Source organism: Stenotrophomonas sp. GL_101 (assembly GCF_057835675.1).
In genome coordinates, this window is the sequence record NZ_CM174432.1 from 3,096,341 (window position 1) to 3,112,617 (window position 16,277).

15 protein-coding genes are annotated in these 16,277 nt (G+C 66.8%); 3 read left to right on the top strand and 12 right to left on the bottom strand.

Annotated elements, in window-relative coordinates; genetic code table 11:
* Positions 1–3 precede the first annotated feature (3 nt).
* The 11 genes from proB to AC3IR9_RS13660 form a co-directional block, all read right to left on the bottom strand.
* Positions 4–1,152, bottom strand: coding sequence for a glutamate 5-kinase (gene proB / locus AC3IR9_RS13610; protein ID WP_489291251.1), 1,149 nt, complete (start codon positions 1,150–1,152; stop codon positions 4–6).
* A gap of 14 nt (positions 1,153–1,166) precedes the next feature.
* Positions 1,167–1,427 (bottom strand): YciI family protein, encoded by a 261-nt coding sequence (locus tag AC3IR9_RS13615; RefSeq protein ID WP_489291252.1) that lies wholly within the window; start codon positions 1,425–1,427, stop codon positions 1,167–1,169.
* A 63-nt stretch (positions 1,428–1,490) separates the two neighbouring features.
* Complete coding sequence (argH, locus tag AC3IR9_RS13620; protein ID WP_489291253.1) at positions 1,491–2,786, bottom strand: argininosuccinate lyase; 1,296 nt, start codon at positions 2,784–2,786, stop codon at positions 1,491–1,493.
* Between the two features lie 72 nt (positions 2,787–2,858).
* Positions 2,859–3,815, bottom strand: a complete 957-nt coding sequence (gene argC, locus AC3IR9_RS13625) for an N-acetyl-gamma-glutamyl-phosphate reductase (RefSeq protein ID WP_489291254.1) — start codon at positions 3,813–3,815, stop codon at positions 2,859–2,861.
* Positions 3,812–4,411, bottom strand: a complete 600-nt coding sequence (locus AC3IR9_RS13630) for a GNAT family N-acetyltransferase (protein ID WP_489291255.1) — start codon at positions 4,409–4,411, stop codon at positions 3,812–3,814. The genes argC and AC3IR9_RS13630 overlap by 4 nt, the downstream gene beginning before the upstream one ends.
* 5 nt (positions 4,412–4,416) lie before the next feature.
* Positions 4,417–5,745 carry an acetylglutamate kinase gene (locus AC3IR9_RS13635; protein ID WP_489291256.1) on the bottom strand — a complete coding sequence of 443 codons (1,329 nt, stop codon included), beginning with the start codon at positions 5,743–5,745 and terminating at the stop codon, positions 4,417–4,419.
* Positions 5,746–5,818: 73 nt separating this feature from the next.
* Positions 5,819–6,907: an acetylornithine deacetylase gene (locus AC3IR9_RS13640; RefSeq protein ID WP_489291257.1), complete on the bottom strand. Its 1,089-nt coding sequence runs from the start codon at positions 6,905–6,907 to the stop codon at positions 5,819–5,821.
* A 6-nt stretch (positions 6,908–6,913) separates the two neighbouring features.
* Complete coding sequence (locus AC3IR9_RS13645; RefSeq protein ID WP_489291258.1) at positions 6,914–7,363, bottom strand: GNAT family N-acetyltransferase; 450 nt, start codon at positions 7,361–7,363, stop codon at positions 6,914–6,916.
* A 63-nt stretch (positions 7,364–7,426) separates the two neighbouring features.
* Positions 7,427–8,620 (bottom strand): argininosuccinate synthase, encoded by a 1,194-nt coding sequence (locus AC3IR9_RS13650; RefSeq protein WP_489291259.1) that lies wholly within the window; start codon positions 8,618–8,620, stop codon positions 7,427–7,429.
* Positions 8,621–8,684: 64 nt separating this feature from the next.
* A complete protein-coding gene (locus AC3IR9_RS13655) occupies positions 8,685–9,695 on the bottom strand; it encodes an N-acetylornithine carbamoyltransferase (protein ID WP_489291260.1) in 1,011 nt (336 codons plus the stop codon).
* A gap of 348 nt (positions 9,696–10,043) precedes the next feature.
* On the bottom strand, positions 10,044–10,607 hold the full coding sequence (locus tag AC3IR9_RS13660; RefSeq protein WP_489291261.1) for a hypothetical protein: 564 nt from the start codon (positions 10,605–10,607) through the stop codon (positions 10,044–10,046).
* A 186-nt stretch (positions 10,608–10,793) separates the two neighbouring features.
* Here AC3IR9_RS13660 and cysS point away from each other — a divergent pair, with 186 nt between their 5' ends.
* From cysS to AC3IR9_RS13675, 3 genes are all read left to right on the top strand, one after another.
* Positions 10,794–12,164, top strand: a complete 1,371-nt coding sequence (gene cysS / locus AC3IR9_RS13665; protein ID WP_489291263.1) for a cysteine--tRNA ligase — start codon at positions 10,794–10,796, stop codon at positions 12,162–12,164.
* A 136-nt stretch (positions 12,165–12,300) separates the two neighbouring features.
* Entirely contained in the window at positions 12,301–12,750 is a 450-nt protein-coding gene (locus AC3IR9_RS13670) for a SufE family protein (RefSeq protein WP_489291264.1), read from the top strand.
* Positions 12,747–14,000, top strand: a complete 1,254-nt coding sequence (locus tag AC3IR9_RS13675) for an MFS transporter (protein WP_489291267.1) — start codon at positions 12,747–12,749, stop codon at positions 13,998–14,000. The genes AC3IR9_RS13670 and AC3IR9_RS13675 overlap by 4 nt, the downstream gene beginning before the upstream one ends.
* 774 nt (positions 14,001–14,774) lie before the next feature.
* On the opposite strand, the gene dksA is transcribed toward AC3IR9_RS13675, so the two are convergent.
* Positions 14,775–16,022: an RNA polymerase-binding protein DksA gene (dksA, locus tag AC3IR9_RS13680; RefSeq protein WP_489291269.1), complete on the bottom strand. Its 1,248-nt coding sequence runs from the start codon at positions 16,020–16,022 to the stop codon at positions 14,775–14,777.
* Positions 16,023–16,277: the final 255 nt, after the last annotated feature.

Below are 16,277 nucleotides of genomic sequence, written 5' to 3' on the forward strand. Positions count from 1 at the left end.
GGCTCACAGCAGCACCAGGTCGTCGCGGTGGATCACATTGCCACCGTAGTTGTAACCGAGCACGCCTTCGATGTCGCGCGAGTGGCGGCCGGCGATGCGGCGGATGTCGCTGGCCGAATACTGGCTGACCCCACGCGCCAGGTGCACCTCACCGGCATCGGTGCGCAGCCGGATCTCGATCATGTCGCCGCGCCGGAAATCGCCCTCGGCCGCCACCACGCCGCCGGGCAGCAGCGAGGCGCCCTTGTCACGCAGGGCGTTGGCCGCACCGGCATCGACCAGGACCGCGCCGGGTTCCAGCGGCGCATGCCGCAGCCAGTACTTGCGCGCGGCCACCCGGGTCTGCGCGGCATGGATGCGGGTGCCGAACAACCGCCCCTGCGCCAGCGCACGCACCACATCGCTGTGGCGGCCATTGAACAGGCAGGTGTCGATGCCGACCCGGCCGGCCTTGGCCGCCGCTTCCAGCTTGGTGTGCATGCCACCGGTGCCGGCACCGCTGCCGGCGCCCCCGGCCATGCCCAGCACCTCGGCAGTAAGCTCGGGTACGTCATGGATCGGCCGCGCCTGCGGCTCGCGGCGCGGGTCGGCGCTGTACAGGCCGTCGATGTCGGTGGCGATGAACAGCACGTCGGCGTCGATCAGCGCGGCCACGGTGGCGGCCAGGTTGTCGTTGTCGCCCAGCTTGAGTTCGTCCACCGAGACGGTGTCGTTCTCGTTGACCACCGGCAGCGCGCCCAATCGCAGCAGTTCATTGAGCGTGGCGCGCGCATTGAGGTAACGGCGGCGGTTGCGCAGGTCGTCGTGGGTCAGCAGCACCTGCGCCACCGGGCGTTCGAAGAAGCGCTGCCACAGCCCGATCAACTGGGCCTGGCCGAGCGCGGCCAGCGCCTGCCGCGCGGCCATCGCCGCGCCGGCTTCCAGCGCGCGCGGCACGATCGCGCGGCCCGCGGCCACTGCCCCGGAAGACACGATCACCACTTCGCGCCCGGCCAGCACGTTGGCCGAGACGAACTGGGCCAGCCCCAGCGCATGGCGCGGCGACAAACCACCACCATCGGCGGCCAGCAGGCTGCTGCCGACCTTGAGCACGGCACGCTTCCAGGGCGGCAGCAGTTGTTCGGGGAACGGTGATTGCACGGTGTGGGTCATGGGTGGGCTGCGCCTCAGCGCGTGTTCCATTCGTGGATGCGCGCGGTGGCACTGCCGTGCACCAGCAGCGGGTCGGTATCCACCAGTGCCTGCGCGGCGGCCAGGTCGGCCATCTCCTGCAGCACGTAGGCGCCGCCACTCTTGTCGTTGAACCCCCCGGTCAGCAGCAGCTGGCCGCGGCTGCGTACCGCATCGAGGAAACGCGCGTGCTCAACACCGACCGCATCGCGGAACGCCGGGGTACGGGTCACCAGTACCAGGAAGCAGGTTTTCATTGCAGGCCCTTTCAAACGTGCGTATTGCCATGAAAAACGGCGGCCTTGCGGCCGCCGTCGCGATTACAGCAGCGCCGCCCAGCGCGCGCGCAGTTCATCCAGCCGCAGGTCGGCCGCCGCACCGGGTGACACCCGCGCCGCCAGGCTGCCCTCGGGAGTGCGCCCCTGCCCGGCCGTGTCGGCGCCGGCCGCAGCGGCCTTGTAGGCCTCACGGAACGGCACCCCGGCTACCGCCGCTTCGACCGCGACGTCGGTGGCGTACATGCCCGAATCGATCGCCGCGCGCAGCTTGTCGTCGCGCCATTCCAGGTTGGCCAGCAGCGCCGGCAGCAGTTCCAGCGCGGCCAGGCCACGGCCGAAGCCGTGGAAGATCGCGCCCTTGCTGCTCTGCAGGTCGCGGTGGTAGCCCGATGGCAGCGACAGCAGCTGCTCGATCTCGGTCCGTGCGGCGGCCACGCTGGCATGGGTGGCGCGCATCAGTTCGATCACGTCCGGATTGCGCTTGTTGGGCATGATCGAACTGCCGGTGGTGTACTGCGCCGGCAGCGCGACAAAGCCGAACTCGGCGCTGGTGAACAGCGACAGATCCCAGGCGATGCGGCGCAGGTCCAGGGTCGCGCCGCCGAGCGCTTCCAGCGCGGCCAGCTCGAACTTGCCCCGCGAGAGCTGTGCGTAGATCGGCGAGACCTGCATGCGCGCAAAGCCGAGCGCGGCGGTGGTGTGGGCGCGGTCCAGCGGCAGGTTCACGCCATAACCGGCGGCGGTGCCGAGCGGATTGGCGTCGATCAGCGCGAAGGTGTCGTGGGCACGGATCGCGTTGTCGATGAAGGCCTCGGCCCAACCGGCCCACCACATGCCCGCCGAGGACACCACGGCGCGCTGGATGTGGGTATAGCCCGGCAGCGGCAGGTCCTTTTCAGCCTCCGCGCGGTCCAGCGCGACCTTGGCGATCTCACGGCTCAGGCCCGCCACGTGCAGCAGCTTGTCCTTCAGCCACAGCCGGGTGGCCACCAGGATCTGGTCGTTGCGGCTGCGTCCGGTGTGGATCTTGCGGCCGGCATCGCCGAGCCGTTCGGTCAGGCGTGCTTCGATCGCCGAGTGGCAATCCTCGAAACGTTCGTCGAGCACGAACGCACCGCTGCTGAAATCGGCATCGAGTACGTCGAGCTCGCGCAGCAGGCCATCCAGTTCGTCACCGGAGAGGATGCCGATGTGCTGCAGGCCCTGCGCGTGCGCCTTGCTGGCCGCCACGTCGTACAGGAAGAATTCGCGGTCCAGGATCACATCGTCGCCGGCCAGGAAGGCCTGGATCCTGGCGTCCACCGCCACGCCGGGCTTCTGCCACAGAAGGTCTGCCATGTCTTGCTCCATGGGCGGATTCACTCCGCCGGATAGGGGGGCGCGCCGGTCGGCCCGTCGCGCCGAAAGGGATCAGTGCGGAATCGAGGCCAGTTCGTCCAGGCCCAGCGCCAGGTTGAGGTTCTGCATGGCCTGGGTGGCCGCGCCCTTGAGCAGATTGTCCAGGGTCGCCACCACCACCACCCGCTTGCCGCCCGGGGCCACGTCGAAAGCGCCGATCTGCACGCCGTGCCGGCCGGCGATACGGCTCACCCACGGGGCTTCGTCGATCACCTCCACCAGCGGCTCGTCGGCGTAGAACGCCTGGTACAGCGCCTGGATCTGCTCGCGCGTATGCACTTCGTTCAACCACAGGTTGACGGTCATGGTGATGCCACGGAAGTGCGCTGCCACGTGCGGCATGAACTCCACCGGCACGCGCAGGTGCGCGGTGACCTCGCGCTCATGCACGTGGTTGGTCAAGGCGTACGGCATCAGGTTGTCGCGCAGCAGCTCGGGGTTGTTCTTGTCCGAGGGCGAGGTGCCCGCACCGGAGTAGCCGGAAACGCCGAAACACTGCGGCGGCCCGGCCAGCTGCGTGAGCAGTGGACTGATCGCCAGTTGCATCGCGGTGGCGTAGCAGCCGGGGTTGCTGATGTGCTTCTGGCCCAGGTAGTTGCCACGGCCCAGTTCCGGCAGCCCGTAGTACCAGCTGCCCTCGAAGCGGTGGTCGGCCGACAGGTCCACGATCACCGTGTCCGGCTTGGCCGCGTCCAGCGCGGTGACGAACGCGGCGGACAGGCCATTGGGCAGCGCCAGGATCACCGCATCCATGCCCTTGGCGGCCACGGCATCGGCGTCGAGGTTTTCGAAGTAGAGCGGGGCTCTGCCCCGCTGCACCAGGTCGGGAACCGGCTGGCCAGCCAGCTCGCGCGAGGAAACGAAGCCCAGCTGCAGGTTCGGGTGCGCGGCGATCAGCCCGATCAGCTCGGCGCCGGTATGGCCGCGGGCACCGACGATGCCGACGGTAAAGGTCCTGGAAGTACTCATGCGTGGGCGTCCAGACGGTCCTGCAGGTGCCGCTTCACGTCCTGCCATTCGGTATCGATGATCGAGAAGATGACGGTGTCGCGCGGGCTGCCATCGGGATGCCGCTTGTGGTTGCGCAGGATGCCGTCCTGCTTGGCCCCCAACCGCGCGATGGCGGCCCTCGAGGCGGTGTTGAAGGAACTGGTTTCCAGCACCACGCTCAGGCATTCCAGCCGCTCGAAGGCATGCGTGAGCAGCATCAGCTTGGTCTCGGTGTTGATGCCGGTGCGCTGCGCGGTCTGCGCATACCAGGTGTAGCCGATGCTGAGCCGGGGCACGCCGGGCTCCAGGTCGTAGTAGCGGGTGGTGCCCACCACCTGACCGTCGGCATCGAGCACCGCGAACGGCAGTACCTTGCCCTCGGCCTGCGCCTGCAATGCGGCCTGCACGTACTGGGTGGTGGTCTTGGCGCTCGGCACCTGGGTGTACCAGAGCGCGGACAGCGTGCCGTCGCCCAGCGCGCCGCGCAGGCCGTCGATATGGCCCATCTGCAGCGGCTCCAGCCGTGCATGCGTGCCGTCCAGGGTGGGGACTTTGGTCCAGTCAGCGTGATTCATGGGGTTCAGCCCTCCAGGCTCGGCGTGCGCACGGCGCAATGGTCCACGTAGGTCTGGATCTGCTCGAAGCCATCGGCCCCGAACCAGAACACCTTCCAGTGACCCTGCTTGTAGCAGCCGTCCGATTCCGCATAGTAGAAATGATTGATCGGGTTGCCATGGCGCGAGCGCCAGAACAGCTGCGGGGTTTCATCCAGCATCACGTTCCATACCGCGCGCCCCAGGCCTTCACCCTGGGCGTCATCGAGCACCGCGAATTTATCCAGGTACACGCCTTCGGCTTCGTCGGTGAGCACTACCGCGGCGCGGTAATTCTCACTGACATAGGCACGCAGCAGGCGGGTCTTGTCGAAGTAGTCCGGCACCAGCGTGCGGCCGAAGCTGGACTCGATCAGCTGCTTCAGGCGCGGCAGGTCCAGCTCGGCCCACGTGGTGGCGCGCAGCACCTTCTCGCCCTTGCGCACCAGCGTGCCCGAGCCCTTGTGGGTGAACAGTTCCTTGGCCAGGTCCGCAGGCCGGGTGATCGACACCGAGGACTCCAGCGGCAGCCGGTCCAGCAGGTCCTTGATCTGTTCGATCTTGACGCGCATGCCGCCATGGATCCACGGCTGCTGCATCAGCTGGTCGTACTCGGTGGACAGGTTGATCGAGTCGATCACCTTGCCTTCTTCATCGAGCAGGCCGCCGGTGCCGGTGAGGAAGATGATCTTGTAGGGCTGCAGTTCCTGCACCAGTTCGTTGGCGGCGAAGTCGGCGTTGACGTTGAGGATCTGCCCGCAGCGGGTTTCGCCCAGGCTGGTGATCACCGGGATCGAGCCGGCGCGCAGGCTGGCTTCGATCGGGGCCAGGTTGACCTTCTTCACCTCGCCGACCAGCCCGTAGGTGGCCTGGTCCAGGTATTCGGCTTCAAACACGCCACCGGTAATCGAGGTGGCGCGCGCACCGTTCTGCTGCAGGGCTTCAACCAGTTGCAGGTTGGAGGCCTGAAACACCCGGCGCACGATCGCCAGGCCTTCCGGCGAGGTCACGCGCAGGCCGTTGACGGTCTGCTTGACGATGCCGGCCGCCGACAGCTCGGCATCCAGCTGCGGGCCGGCGCCGTGCAGCACGATCGGGGTCAGCCCGACTTCCTGCAGGAACGACAGCGACGAGGTGAGCGCATCGAGGTCATCGCGCAGCACCGCGCCGCCGACCTTGACCACGGCGAAGCGCTTGGCGTCCAGCTGCGAGAAACGCTTGAGGTACTGGCTGATTTCCTTCGCGCTGGCCATGCTCGAAAGCAGGCGCACGATGGTCTGGCGGGTCTGGCGGTGGGGCTGGAGGGAAGAAGGCATTTCAGTATCGTCACTGGCGGCCGAGGCCGCGATGGGGGTTCCGTCATCAACTCGCGAGGACGGCATCATGGGATCAGGCGCCGTTGGCGATGATGCGGTGCACCGACTCGGTGTAACGCTGCAACTGCTCCAGCGTCACGAACTCATCGGCGGTGTGGGCCTGGGCGATGTCGCCCGGGCCATACACCAGCGTGGTGTAACCACCGGCGGAAAACAGCGAGGCTTCGGTCCAGAAGTCCACCGCGTTGCCGATCGGGATATCCAGCGCGTCGGCCACGTCGCGCGCGGCCAGCCGGCGGTTCTCCGCTTCGGCGATGTCGCCGGCCGGGAAACTCGGGCCACGGAAGGTCTCGGTGAACACCGCCGCCTCCGGTTCGGCAAAGCCGGCGAAGGTGGCCAGCAGCGCATCGATGTCCATCGACGGCAGCGGGCGGAAACCGAAACGCAGCTCGGCGGCCGGGGCGATCATGTTGGCCTTGATCCCGCCTTCGACCCGGCCGATGTTGAAGCGCAGGCCGGTGAGGCCACCAAAACGCGCGTGCGCCAAAGTGTCCACATGGTCCAGCGCGCGGTTGCCCCAGCGCATGGCCTGGTGCAACGCGCTGGCGGCCGCATCCTGCTTGCCCGAGGCATGCCCGGCACGGCCGGCGAACTGCATCAGCACCGAGCTGATGCCACGGTGCGCGAGCACCGCTTCGCTCATCGTCGGCTCGGCGACCAACACGGCTTCATAGGGGATGCCACGGGCCAGGAACGCGGCGATGCAGCGCGGATCATTGGCTTCTTCATCGCTGGAAAACAGGAACGCCGCGTCACCACCGGAGGCATTGGCCGCCGCCACCAGCGCGGCCGCGGCCCCTTTGATATCGCACACGCCCAGCCCGATCACGCGATCCTCAGCGCGCCGCATCACGTGCGGGTCGGCACTCCAGTGCGGCGAGTCCGGCACCGTATCCAGATGCACGTTGAACAGGTACTTCGGTGTCCCGCGCACCGCATACAGGCTGACCGCGCCGTCGCCATGGTCGATCACCTCCACGGTGAAGCCGGGCAGGTTCGCGCGCAGGTAATCGAAGATGCCGCCGGTGGTGATCGCACGCGGCGGATTGCGCGTGTCGAACGACACCAGGGCCTGCAGGTGGGTAAGGGTGTTCTCGAGCATGCGGGGTCAGTCCTTCACTGCGGCAACGGCCGCATCCTGGTAGATCGTGGGTCGCGCTATTTCCATCAGCAGCTCCGGGCGCGCCGGCGCGGCGAATCCGAAGCGTGCGTACAGGCCATGCGCGTCGCGGGTGGCCAGCATGAAACGGCGCAGGCCCTGCAGCGACGGTTGCGCCATTACCGCCTCGATCAACGCCGTGCTGTAGCCGCGCCCGCGGTGGCCGGGCAACACGAACACATCGGCCAGGTAGCCGAAGGTCGCACCGTCGGTGATCACCCGGGCAAAGGCCACCTGGCTGCCATCGTCCAGGTAGCCGCCGACGCACAACGAGCCGTCGATCGCCCGCTGCACCGTTTCCCGTGGAATCCCTTCGCTCCAATACGCCTGGGTCGACAGATACTGGTGAATCAGCGCGACATCGAGCCGCTGTTTATCGGTGCAGACATGCAGGTTCATGGTCTCGGTCCGGTTAAACGCCCGGCGGGTAGCGCGCACCCGCCGGACACGTCGATCAATCGATCAGCGATTCACCTGCGCGTACAGCGTGGAGCTCATGCCGAACAGCTTGATGAAGCCTTCCGCCTCTTCCACGCCCCAGTCGGCCGACTGCGCATAGGTGGCGCCCTTGGTGTTGAGCAGGTGCGGCGAGCTCACCGCCACCGCATCGACGCGGCCACCACGGGTTTCCAGCACCACCTCACCGTTGACCTTGGCCTGCGATGACTTCAGGAAGGCTTCGATGTCGGTCTTGAGCGGGTCGTGGTAGAAGCCTTCGTACACCAGCTCCACCCACTTGCGCGCCACGTCGGGCTTGAAGCGGTTCTGCTGCTTGGTCAGCACCGCATCTTCCAGCGCGCGGTGCGCGGCCAGCAGCGAGACCAGGCCCGGGGCTTCAAACACGATACGACCCTTCAGGCCGATCACGGTGTCGCCGGTATACACGCCACGGCCCACGCCATACGAGGCGAACAGCTTGTTGAGCCTGGCCAGGATCTGCTCGCCCGGCAGGGCCTTGCCGTCCAGCGCGACCGCTTCGCCTTCGACGAAGGTCAGCTTCACGGTCAGCGGCTCGATCGGCCAGGCGCTGCGCGGTGCGCACCAGCCGCGGGCACCCTCGCCCGGCGCTTCCCAACGGTCGATCTCGCCACCGGACATGGTCAGGCCGAGCAGGTTCTCGTTGATGGTGTAGGCCTGCTGCTTGGCACGCACGCCAAAACCACGCGCTTCCAGGTACTTCTGTTCGTAGGCGCGGGTCTGGGTATGTTCCTTCTGGATTTCGCGGATCGGCGCGACGATCTGGTAATCGCCCAGCGCCTTCACGGCCAGGTCGAAACGGACCTGGTCGTTGCCCATGCCGGTGCAGCCATGGGCAATGATGTTGGTGCCCAGTTCGGCGGCGCGCTTGAGCGCGGCATCCACGATCAGGTAACGGTCCGAGACCAGCAGCGGGTACTGGCCCTGGTAGCCTTCGCCGGCCCACACGAACGGCTTCACGAAGCCGTTCCAGATCGCCGGGCCACCGTCGACGGTGACGTGGCTGGTGACGCCCAGCTCGGCGGCGCGCTTCTCGATGAAATCGCGCTCGTCGTCATCCACGCCGCCGGTATCGGCGAACACGGTGTGCACGTTGTAGCCGCGTTCCTGCAGGTAAGGCACGCAGAAGCTGGTGTCGAGTCCGCCGGAGAAGGCCAGGACGATGTCTTTGTTGCTCATGGGGGTCAGGTCTCGTAGCGCCGGGCGCTGCCCGGCGGTGGGCAAATGGGGAATCAACGCAATCTCAGCGGCCGATCAATGCCGACATGATCGCCTTCTGTACATGCAGGCGGTTTTCGGCCTCGTTGATGGCGATGCACTGGGTCGAATCCATCACCCCGTCGGTGGCTTTCACGTTGCGGCGCAGCGGCAGGCAGTGACTGAACACGCCGTTGTTGGTGAGGGCCATCTTGGCTTCGTCGACGATGAAGTGCTTGTACTGGTCGCGGATCGGTTTTTCCGGTTCCCAGTTGCCGAAGAACGGCAGCGCGCCCCAGCTCTTGGCGTACACCACGTCGGCACCGGTGTAGGCGCTGGTGATGTCATGGCTGACCTGCAGCGACCCGCCGCTCTCGGCCACGTTCTGCTCGGCCCAGCCCATGTAGCGCTCGTCCAGGAGGTAATCCGGGGTTGGGCACAGCAGGGTCACGTCCATGCCCATGCGGGTGGCGATGGTCAGTGCCGAGTTGGCCACCGCGGTGTTGAGCGGCTTGGGATGGTAGGTCCAGGCCAGCACGAACTTCTTGCCGCGCAGGTCCTGGGTGCCGAAGTGTTCCTGCAACGCCATCACGTGGGCCAGTTCCTGGCACGGGTGGGTGATGGTTTCCATGTTGATCACCGGCACCGGCGAGTACTTGGCGAAGCTCTTGAGCACCAGATCCTGGCGGTCCTGCGACCAGTCGATGAACTTCGGGAACGCGCGCACCCCGATCAGGTCGACGTAGCGGCCCAGCACCTTGGCCACTTCGGCGATGTGCTCTTCGGTATCACCGTCCATCACCGTGCCCAGGTTGAACTCGATCGGCCATGCATCCTTGCCCGGCTGCAGCACGATCGCATGGCCGCCCAGCTGGAAGGCCCCCAGCTCGAAGCTGGTGCGGGTGCGCATGGACGGATTGAAGAACACCAGGGCAATGGACTTGCCCTTGAGCTCGTCGCCCAGCTTGTTGCGCTTGAACAGCGCAGCCTGGGTCAGCAGGGCATCCAGGTCGGTGCGGCTCCAATCCTGGGTGTTCAGGAAGTGCTTCAGGGACATCGATCGATCCTTTCGGGGGCGCCGAGGCGCGTTCATGGCTCAGGAAAACAAATACAGATGAAACTTTTCAGATTGCAGAAACGAAAAAACCCAGCGCGGGGGCTGGGTTTTCCGAACAGACAGCACGAAGCTCCGGTTACCCAGCGAAAATGTGGGGTTCCGGTCGGCGGGCACGCGAGGTCATGCCCGTGGCCATACGGGCGGCGCTGGTGTCGTGCTGGAAGTCGGTGAGTTTCATGGCCGCCCATCTTTGCATGCACCCGGGGTGGGTGCAAGGCCTCAGTTCAACCCGACGCCGTACCCGGTGTGGGTCGGTACGCCGGCGGGACGGCTATCGGGCAACCCGGGTCACGGATTGGCCGGGCCACCCTGCTCGGGGCCGATCCACGGGGTGATCGAGACCCGGATCTTGAGCCGGTTGCCCGGATCTTCGGGCAGGCGCGAGCGGTACTTGGTGCCCTTGTAGACGTAGTCCACGTCATAGGCGATCGGGCGGCGGAACTCGCGACCCACCGGGATGATCCGGCACTCGCGGGTCAGCAGCGGGCCGTTGTTGGCGGCCGGGGCCGGCGCTTCGGCAACCGGAATCTCTTCCTCGGTGCCGTCTTCACGGCGGAAGATCGAGCGCACCGAGTCCATGAAGCGGCCAAAACGGCCCTTGTCTTCCTGCGGCTCCTCGCCGGTCACGTTGACCGGGGCCAGGGTCCGGGTGGAGACCGGCTCGCAGTGTTCTTCGGTCCGGGTGGCGCGCAGGGTCTGGAACACCGGTTCGACATTGAGCACCTGCGCATAGTCGAACTTGACGTTCTCCACGATCACCACCCGGTTACGGGCCTCGCCCTCCTGGGCGCACGCCCCGAAGGCGGCACCTCCCAGCAGGCAGGCCAGCGTCAACAACGAAGTGGATTTCATCGGCAACAGGTTGGAGGACAAGAGGGATAGTTTAGGCAGTGCCAAGCACAAGGGGCTGAACATTACCCTTCCGCGACGATTCTGCCCATAGCCCGCCCCTCGCCCGCCCGGCCCGGGGCCTCGGCGCTGGGGCCCGATGTGATCTAAAATCGAGGGCTTGCCCCCTCTCCACCCCACCACCGACCCATGACCCTGCGCCTGCACAACAACCTGACACGCCAGCTCGAACCGTTCACCCCGCTCGATCCGACCTGTCCGACCCTGTATGTCTGCGGCCCCACGGTCTACAACTACGTCCACATCGGTAATGCCCGTGGCCCGGTGGTGTTCGGGGTGCTGGCCGACCTGCTGCGACGCCGCTTCGGCGGCCTGCGCTACGCCCGCAACATCACCGACGTGGACGACAAGATCAACACCGCTGCGTGTGAACAGGCGGTGCCGATCTCGACCATCACCGACCGCTTCGCCGCCGCCTACCGCGACGACATGGCCGCGCTGGGCGTGGCCCCGCCGGATATCGAACCGGAAGCCACCGCCCACATCCCGCAGATCGTGGCGATGATCGAGCAGTTGATCGCCGCCGGGCATGCCTATGCCGCCGAAGGCCATGTGCTGTTTTCGGTCAGTTCCTATGCCGACTACGGCAAGCTGTCGCGCCGCGATCCGGACGAAATGCTCGCCGGCGCCCGCGTCGACGTGGCGCCCTACAAGCGCGACCCGGGCGATTTCGTGCTGTGGAAGCCCTCCAGCGATGACCTGCCCGGCTGGGACTCGCCGTGGGGCCGTGGCCGCCCAGGCTGGCACATCGAGTGCTCGGCGATGGCCGCCGCGCACCTGGGGCCGACCATCGACATCCATGCCGGTGGCGTGGACCTGCAGTTCCCGCACCACGAGAACGAGATCGCGCAGAGCGAGTGCGCCCACGGCGGGCAGACCTTCGCCCGGTTCTGGCTGCACAACGGCATGCTCAACTTCGGCGGCGCCAAGATGAGCAAGTCGGTCGGCAACATCGAGCGCGTACACGACCTGGTGCGCAAGCACGCCCCGGAGGCGCTGCGGCTGGCGCTGCTGTCGGCCCACTACCGCCAGCCGCTGGACTGGTCGGACGCGTTGATCGAGCAGTCGGTGCGCACCCTGGACCGCCTGTACGGCACCCTGCGCGACCTGGCGGAGATCCCGGCCAGTGCGGTGATCCCGGCCGAGATCGAGGCGACGCTGGACGATGACCTCAACACCCCGCAGGCGCTGGCCGAGCTGGCCCGCATCGCCGGCGAAGCGCGCAAGGCCTCGCCCGCCGACCAGGCCGGCTGGAAGTCCGCGCTGCTCGGTGCCGGCCTGGCGCTGGGGCTGCTGCAGCAGGATCCGGCCGCGTGGTTCGGCAATGCCCCGGGCGATGCCGACGATGACGCGCGCATCCAGGCGCTGATCGATGCACGCGGCACGGCCAAGCAGTCCCGTGACTTCGCCCGTGCCGACGCGATCCGCGACCAGCTCGCCGCCGAAGGGATCGTGCTGGAAGACACCGCCCAGGGCGTGCGCTGGGTACGCAAGCGCTGAACCGCCGCCCGACCTGCTGAATCAAGTCGCCCGACCCACGGTCGGGCGCTACCGGACCTGGCCACGGACGGCCGGGTGCATTCCCCGAACCATCAAGGCCTTACCACGGAAGGCGCACACCGGCCTGGAGTCCCCCATGACCACCGCATCCCCGTTCCCGCTTGAACCCACCGCCGCGCAAGCCCAGGCCGCCATCGCCGAGGAGTTCGCCTTCTTCGGCGACTGGTCCGAGCGCTACCAGTACCTGATCGACCTCGGCCGCAAGCTGCCGGCCTTTCCCGAAGCGTGGAAGACCGAACAGCACCGCCTGCTCGGCTGCCAGTCGATGGTCTGGATCGTCCCCGAAGGCAACGCCGAGGCGCTGCGCTTCCACGCGATCAGCGACTCGGCGATCGTCTCCGGGCTGATCTACCTGGCACTGCGGGTGTACTCGGGCCGCTCGGCTGCGGAGATCCTGGCCACCGAACCCACTTACATCCAGGACATCGGGCTGTCGCGCCACCTGTCGCCCACGCGCAGCAACGGCGTGGCGGCCATGCTCGCTTTCATCCGCGAGACCGCGCAGTCGCAGCACGTCCCCTCGTGAGCCCCGACGCCCCCGCCGACCCGGCCGACAGCGCGCTGGGCCTGCTGGCCCGGCCCGGCTTCTCACTGCTGCTGGCCTACCGCATCTGCGCGATGCTGTCCTACCAGGTGGTGGCGGTCACGGTGGGCTGGCATATCTACGAAGTCACCCGCAATCCGTTCTCGCTCGGCCTGGTCGGGTTGGCCGAAGTGGTGCCGTTCTTCTGCGTGGCGCCGTTTGCCGGCTACCTGGTCGACCACCTGCCGCGCCGCAAGCTGGGCATGGTCGCGGCCAGCGGGCTGGTGCTGACCGCGGTGGTGCTCACCGCCGTCGCCCAGGGCTGGCTGCCGTTCCATGGGGTGTGGCCGATCTACGCGGCGATTGCGATGACCGGCATGGTCCGGGCGTTCCTGTCGCCGATCTACAACGCACTGTTCGCCCGGGTGCTGGAGCGCCAGCACTACGCACGCGGCGCGGGCCTGGGGGCGGTGATGTTCCAGACCGGCATGGTGCTCGGTCCGGCGCTGGGCGGGGTGCTGGTGGCATGGGGCGGCAAGGGCGTGGCCTACGGCGTGGCGGCGTCGGTGGCACTGGTCGCGGTCGGCTGCCTGGGCGCACTGCGGGTTTCCGAGCCGGTACACACGGGCCCGGCCGCGCCGATCTTCAAGAGCATCGCTGAGGGCGGCCGCTTCGTGCTGGGCAACCGGATCATGGTCGGGGCGATGGCGCTGGACATGTTTTCGGTGCTGTTGGGGGGCGTGGTGGCGATGCTGCCGGCGTTCCTGAAGGAGATCCTGCACTACGGTCCGGAAGGCCTGGGCATCCTGCGTGCCGCGCCGGCGCTGGGTTCGGTGTGCGTGGGCCTGTGGCTGGCGCGCCGGCCGCTGCAGCGCAATGCGGGGCGGGTGCTGTTGTTTGCGGTGGCCGGGTTCGGGCTGTGCGTGATCGGCTTCGGGCTGTCCTCGAGCTTCTGGCTGTCGGCGCTGATCCTGCTGTTCTACGGGGCTTTCGATGGGGTGTCGGTGGTGATCCGTTCGACGATCCTGCAGTTGGCGACGCCGGAGGAGATGCGCGGGAGGGTATCGTCGATCAACGGTATTTTCATCAGTTCGTCCAACGAGCTGGGTGCGTTCTACGCGGGCACGATGGCGCGGGTGCTGGGATTGGTGCCGGCGGTGGTGTTGGGCGGGTTCGCGGTGTTGAGCGTGGCGGGAGTGACGGCCTGGAAGAACCCGACGTTGCGGCGGTTGAATCTGCGCGATTTGCAGTAGAGAGGGGTGTTGGCGCGTGCGGCGCGGGTCGCTTTAGAAGCGGAACAGCCGGAGCCGGAGCTAGAGCCAGTGCTCATGGCGTGCTGGCTTCTGGGGCTGGGCCGGGGCGGGTGGGTAGCCGGGGCACGCTGCAAGTACATCCGTGTAAGCTCCGCCACCGCATCCATGCGGTGGAGGGCCCCGGCTACCCACCCGCCCCGACCCCCGACAGTTTTCTGGTGCGCATGGGAACGGCGGAGCCGCTTTTCCCGCCTCCCTTCCCCTCTTCCCCCTCCCCCTCCCCCCAAAACTTTCCAAATCATGAAATCCGAAGATTTCATTGAAATCTGAAATCTGAAATCTGAAATCTGAAATCAGGGATCAGGGATCAGGGATCAGGGATCAGAAAAGGGTTTGGGAAGGTGAGTAAACGTGCGAGGCCTCGCTTGGATCTGCTCTTCCATGGCCACCGGCCACCTGTCTGGGGCGGGGGTGGGTGAGTTTGCGGGGCCCTGAGCCGCATGGATGCGGCGACGGAGCTTACAAGGGTGAAGGCGTGCGCTTGCGAGGCACTGCCTCGCGCACGACTGAACGCCGCGCCGCTATGCGGCGTGGCCGGGCCCCGGAGGGGGACTTGCAGCGTGCCCCGCGAACTCACCCACCCCGGCCCACTCACGGTCGCACGCGGCCTGGGCTCTCTCCCTCAAAGAACGGCCAAAATCGCGGGCACAAAAAAACCCGGCCGAAGCCGGGCTTTTGAAGCTTTTAAGCTTTTAAAAAAACAACCACAACCAATCAGTCACCCTGCTGCTTCTGCATGTGCTCCCAACGCTCCTGGGCGTCGATGGTGCGTTCTGCAGTCAGGCGGGCTTCCAGACGATCCAGACCGATTTCTTCGCCGGTGTCCACGCAATAACCGTAGTCACCGTCTTCCAGACGCTTCAGCGTGCTGTTGATCTTGCCGATCAGCTTGCGGTAACGATCACGGGTACGCAGTTCCAGCGAGTTCTCGGTCTCGCGGGTGGCGCGCTCGGCTTCATCGCCGATATCACGCACTTCTTCCTGCAGGTTCGCGATGGTCTGCTTGGATTCCTCGACCAGATCATTGCGCCAGTGCTGCAGGCGCTGGCGGAAGTACTCCAGCTGCAGCGGGCTCATGTATTCCTCTTCCGCGCTCGGCTTGTAGCCGGTAGGCAGGATCGGACGGCCGGTGGCTTCGTCAGTCTTGTATTCCACCACCTTGACCTTGGTGCGCGGGGCCGGAGCGGCCGAACGCGCTGCCACGGCAACGGCGACCTTGCCGACCGGACGCGACACGGGCTTGGGGGCGGACACGGACTTTGCGGGATTTTTTGCAGGCGATTTCGAAACGGGCACGGGATTCTTGTTTTGCGGGGCCTTGGAGGCGGGGGTGGCCGCTACCGGCGCCGGCGCGGACGCCGGAGAAGTAACAGGTTTGGCCGCGCTCTTGGCCGGGACAGACTTGGCCGGCGCCGGCGATGCCGGCTTCGGTGCGGACTTCACTACAGGTACTGCAACCGGCTTGGCCGCCGGCTTGGTTGCCACGGGCTTGCTGGCGGTTTTGTTGACTGCCTTCACCGGCTTGGCCGGCGGCTGTTTGGCCGCGACCTTCTTTACCGGTGCAGGCCTGGAAACCGGCTTGGCAGCGGCCGGCTTCACGGATTTCTTGGCCACGGTCACCGCAGCGGCCTTCTTCACCGGCGCCTTGGCGACCGGCTTGGACGGTTTGCCGGGCGCAGCCTTCTTGGCCACGACCTTCTTGGCCGGCGCAGCTTTCTTTACCGGCGCCTTGCTCACCACCGGTTTCTTGGCGACGGCTTTCTTGACCGCCTTGGCAGGGGTCTTGGCGACAGGTTTCTTTACGGGTGCCGTCCTGGCCGCCGGTTGTTTGGATGCAGGCTTGCCAGCCGGCTTGGTGGCCGGTTTTTTGGCAACGGACTTGGCCGCCAACTTCTTAGCAACAGGCTTGGCGGTTTTCTTGGCGGCCTTGACGGCCTTCTTTGCAGTTTTTTTAGCAGCCACGAAACGCTCTTCCTTGGTTTCCCCGGGGCCCGGGAAAGCGGGCCTTTATAGCCTACCCGACCAGCAGCGGCAACCACACCTCCTGCTCCGTTCAGCCCCGGAGTCACAAGCCGTGGAACCAGTCCGCCATCGAAACGGACCGTCGCGCGCAGTTCGGTACCTGACCCGGCGCCAAGCGCCGGAGCGGCCTGCCACGCGCGTGGGCGCGAGCAGGTCCAACACCCCATCCTGCGACAAATGCGCCCTTCATGCCAA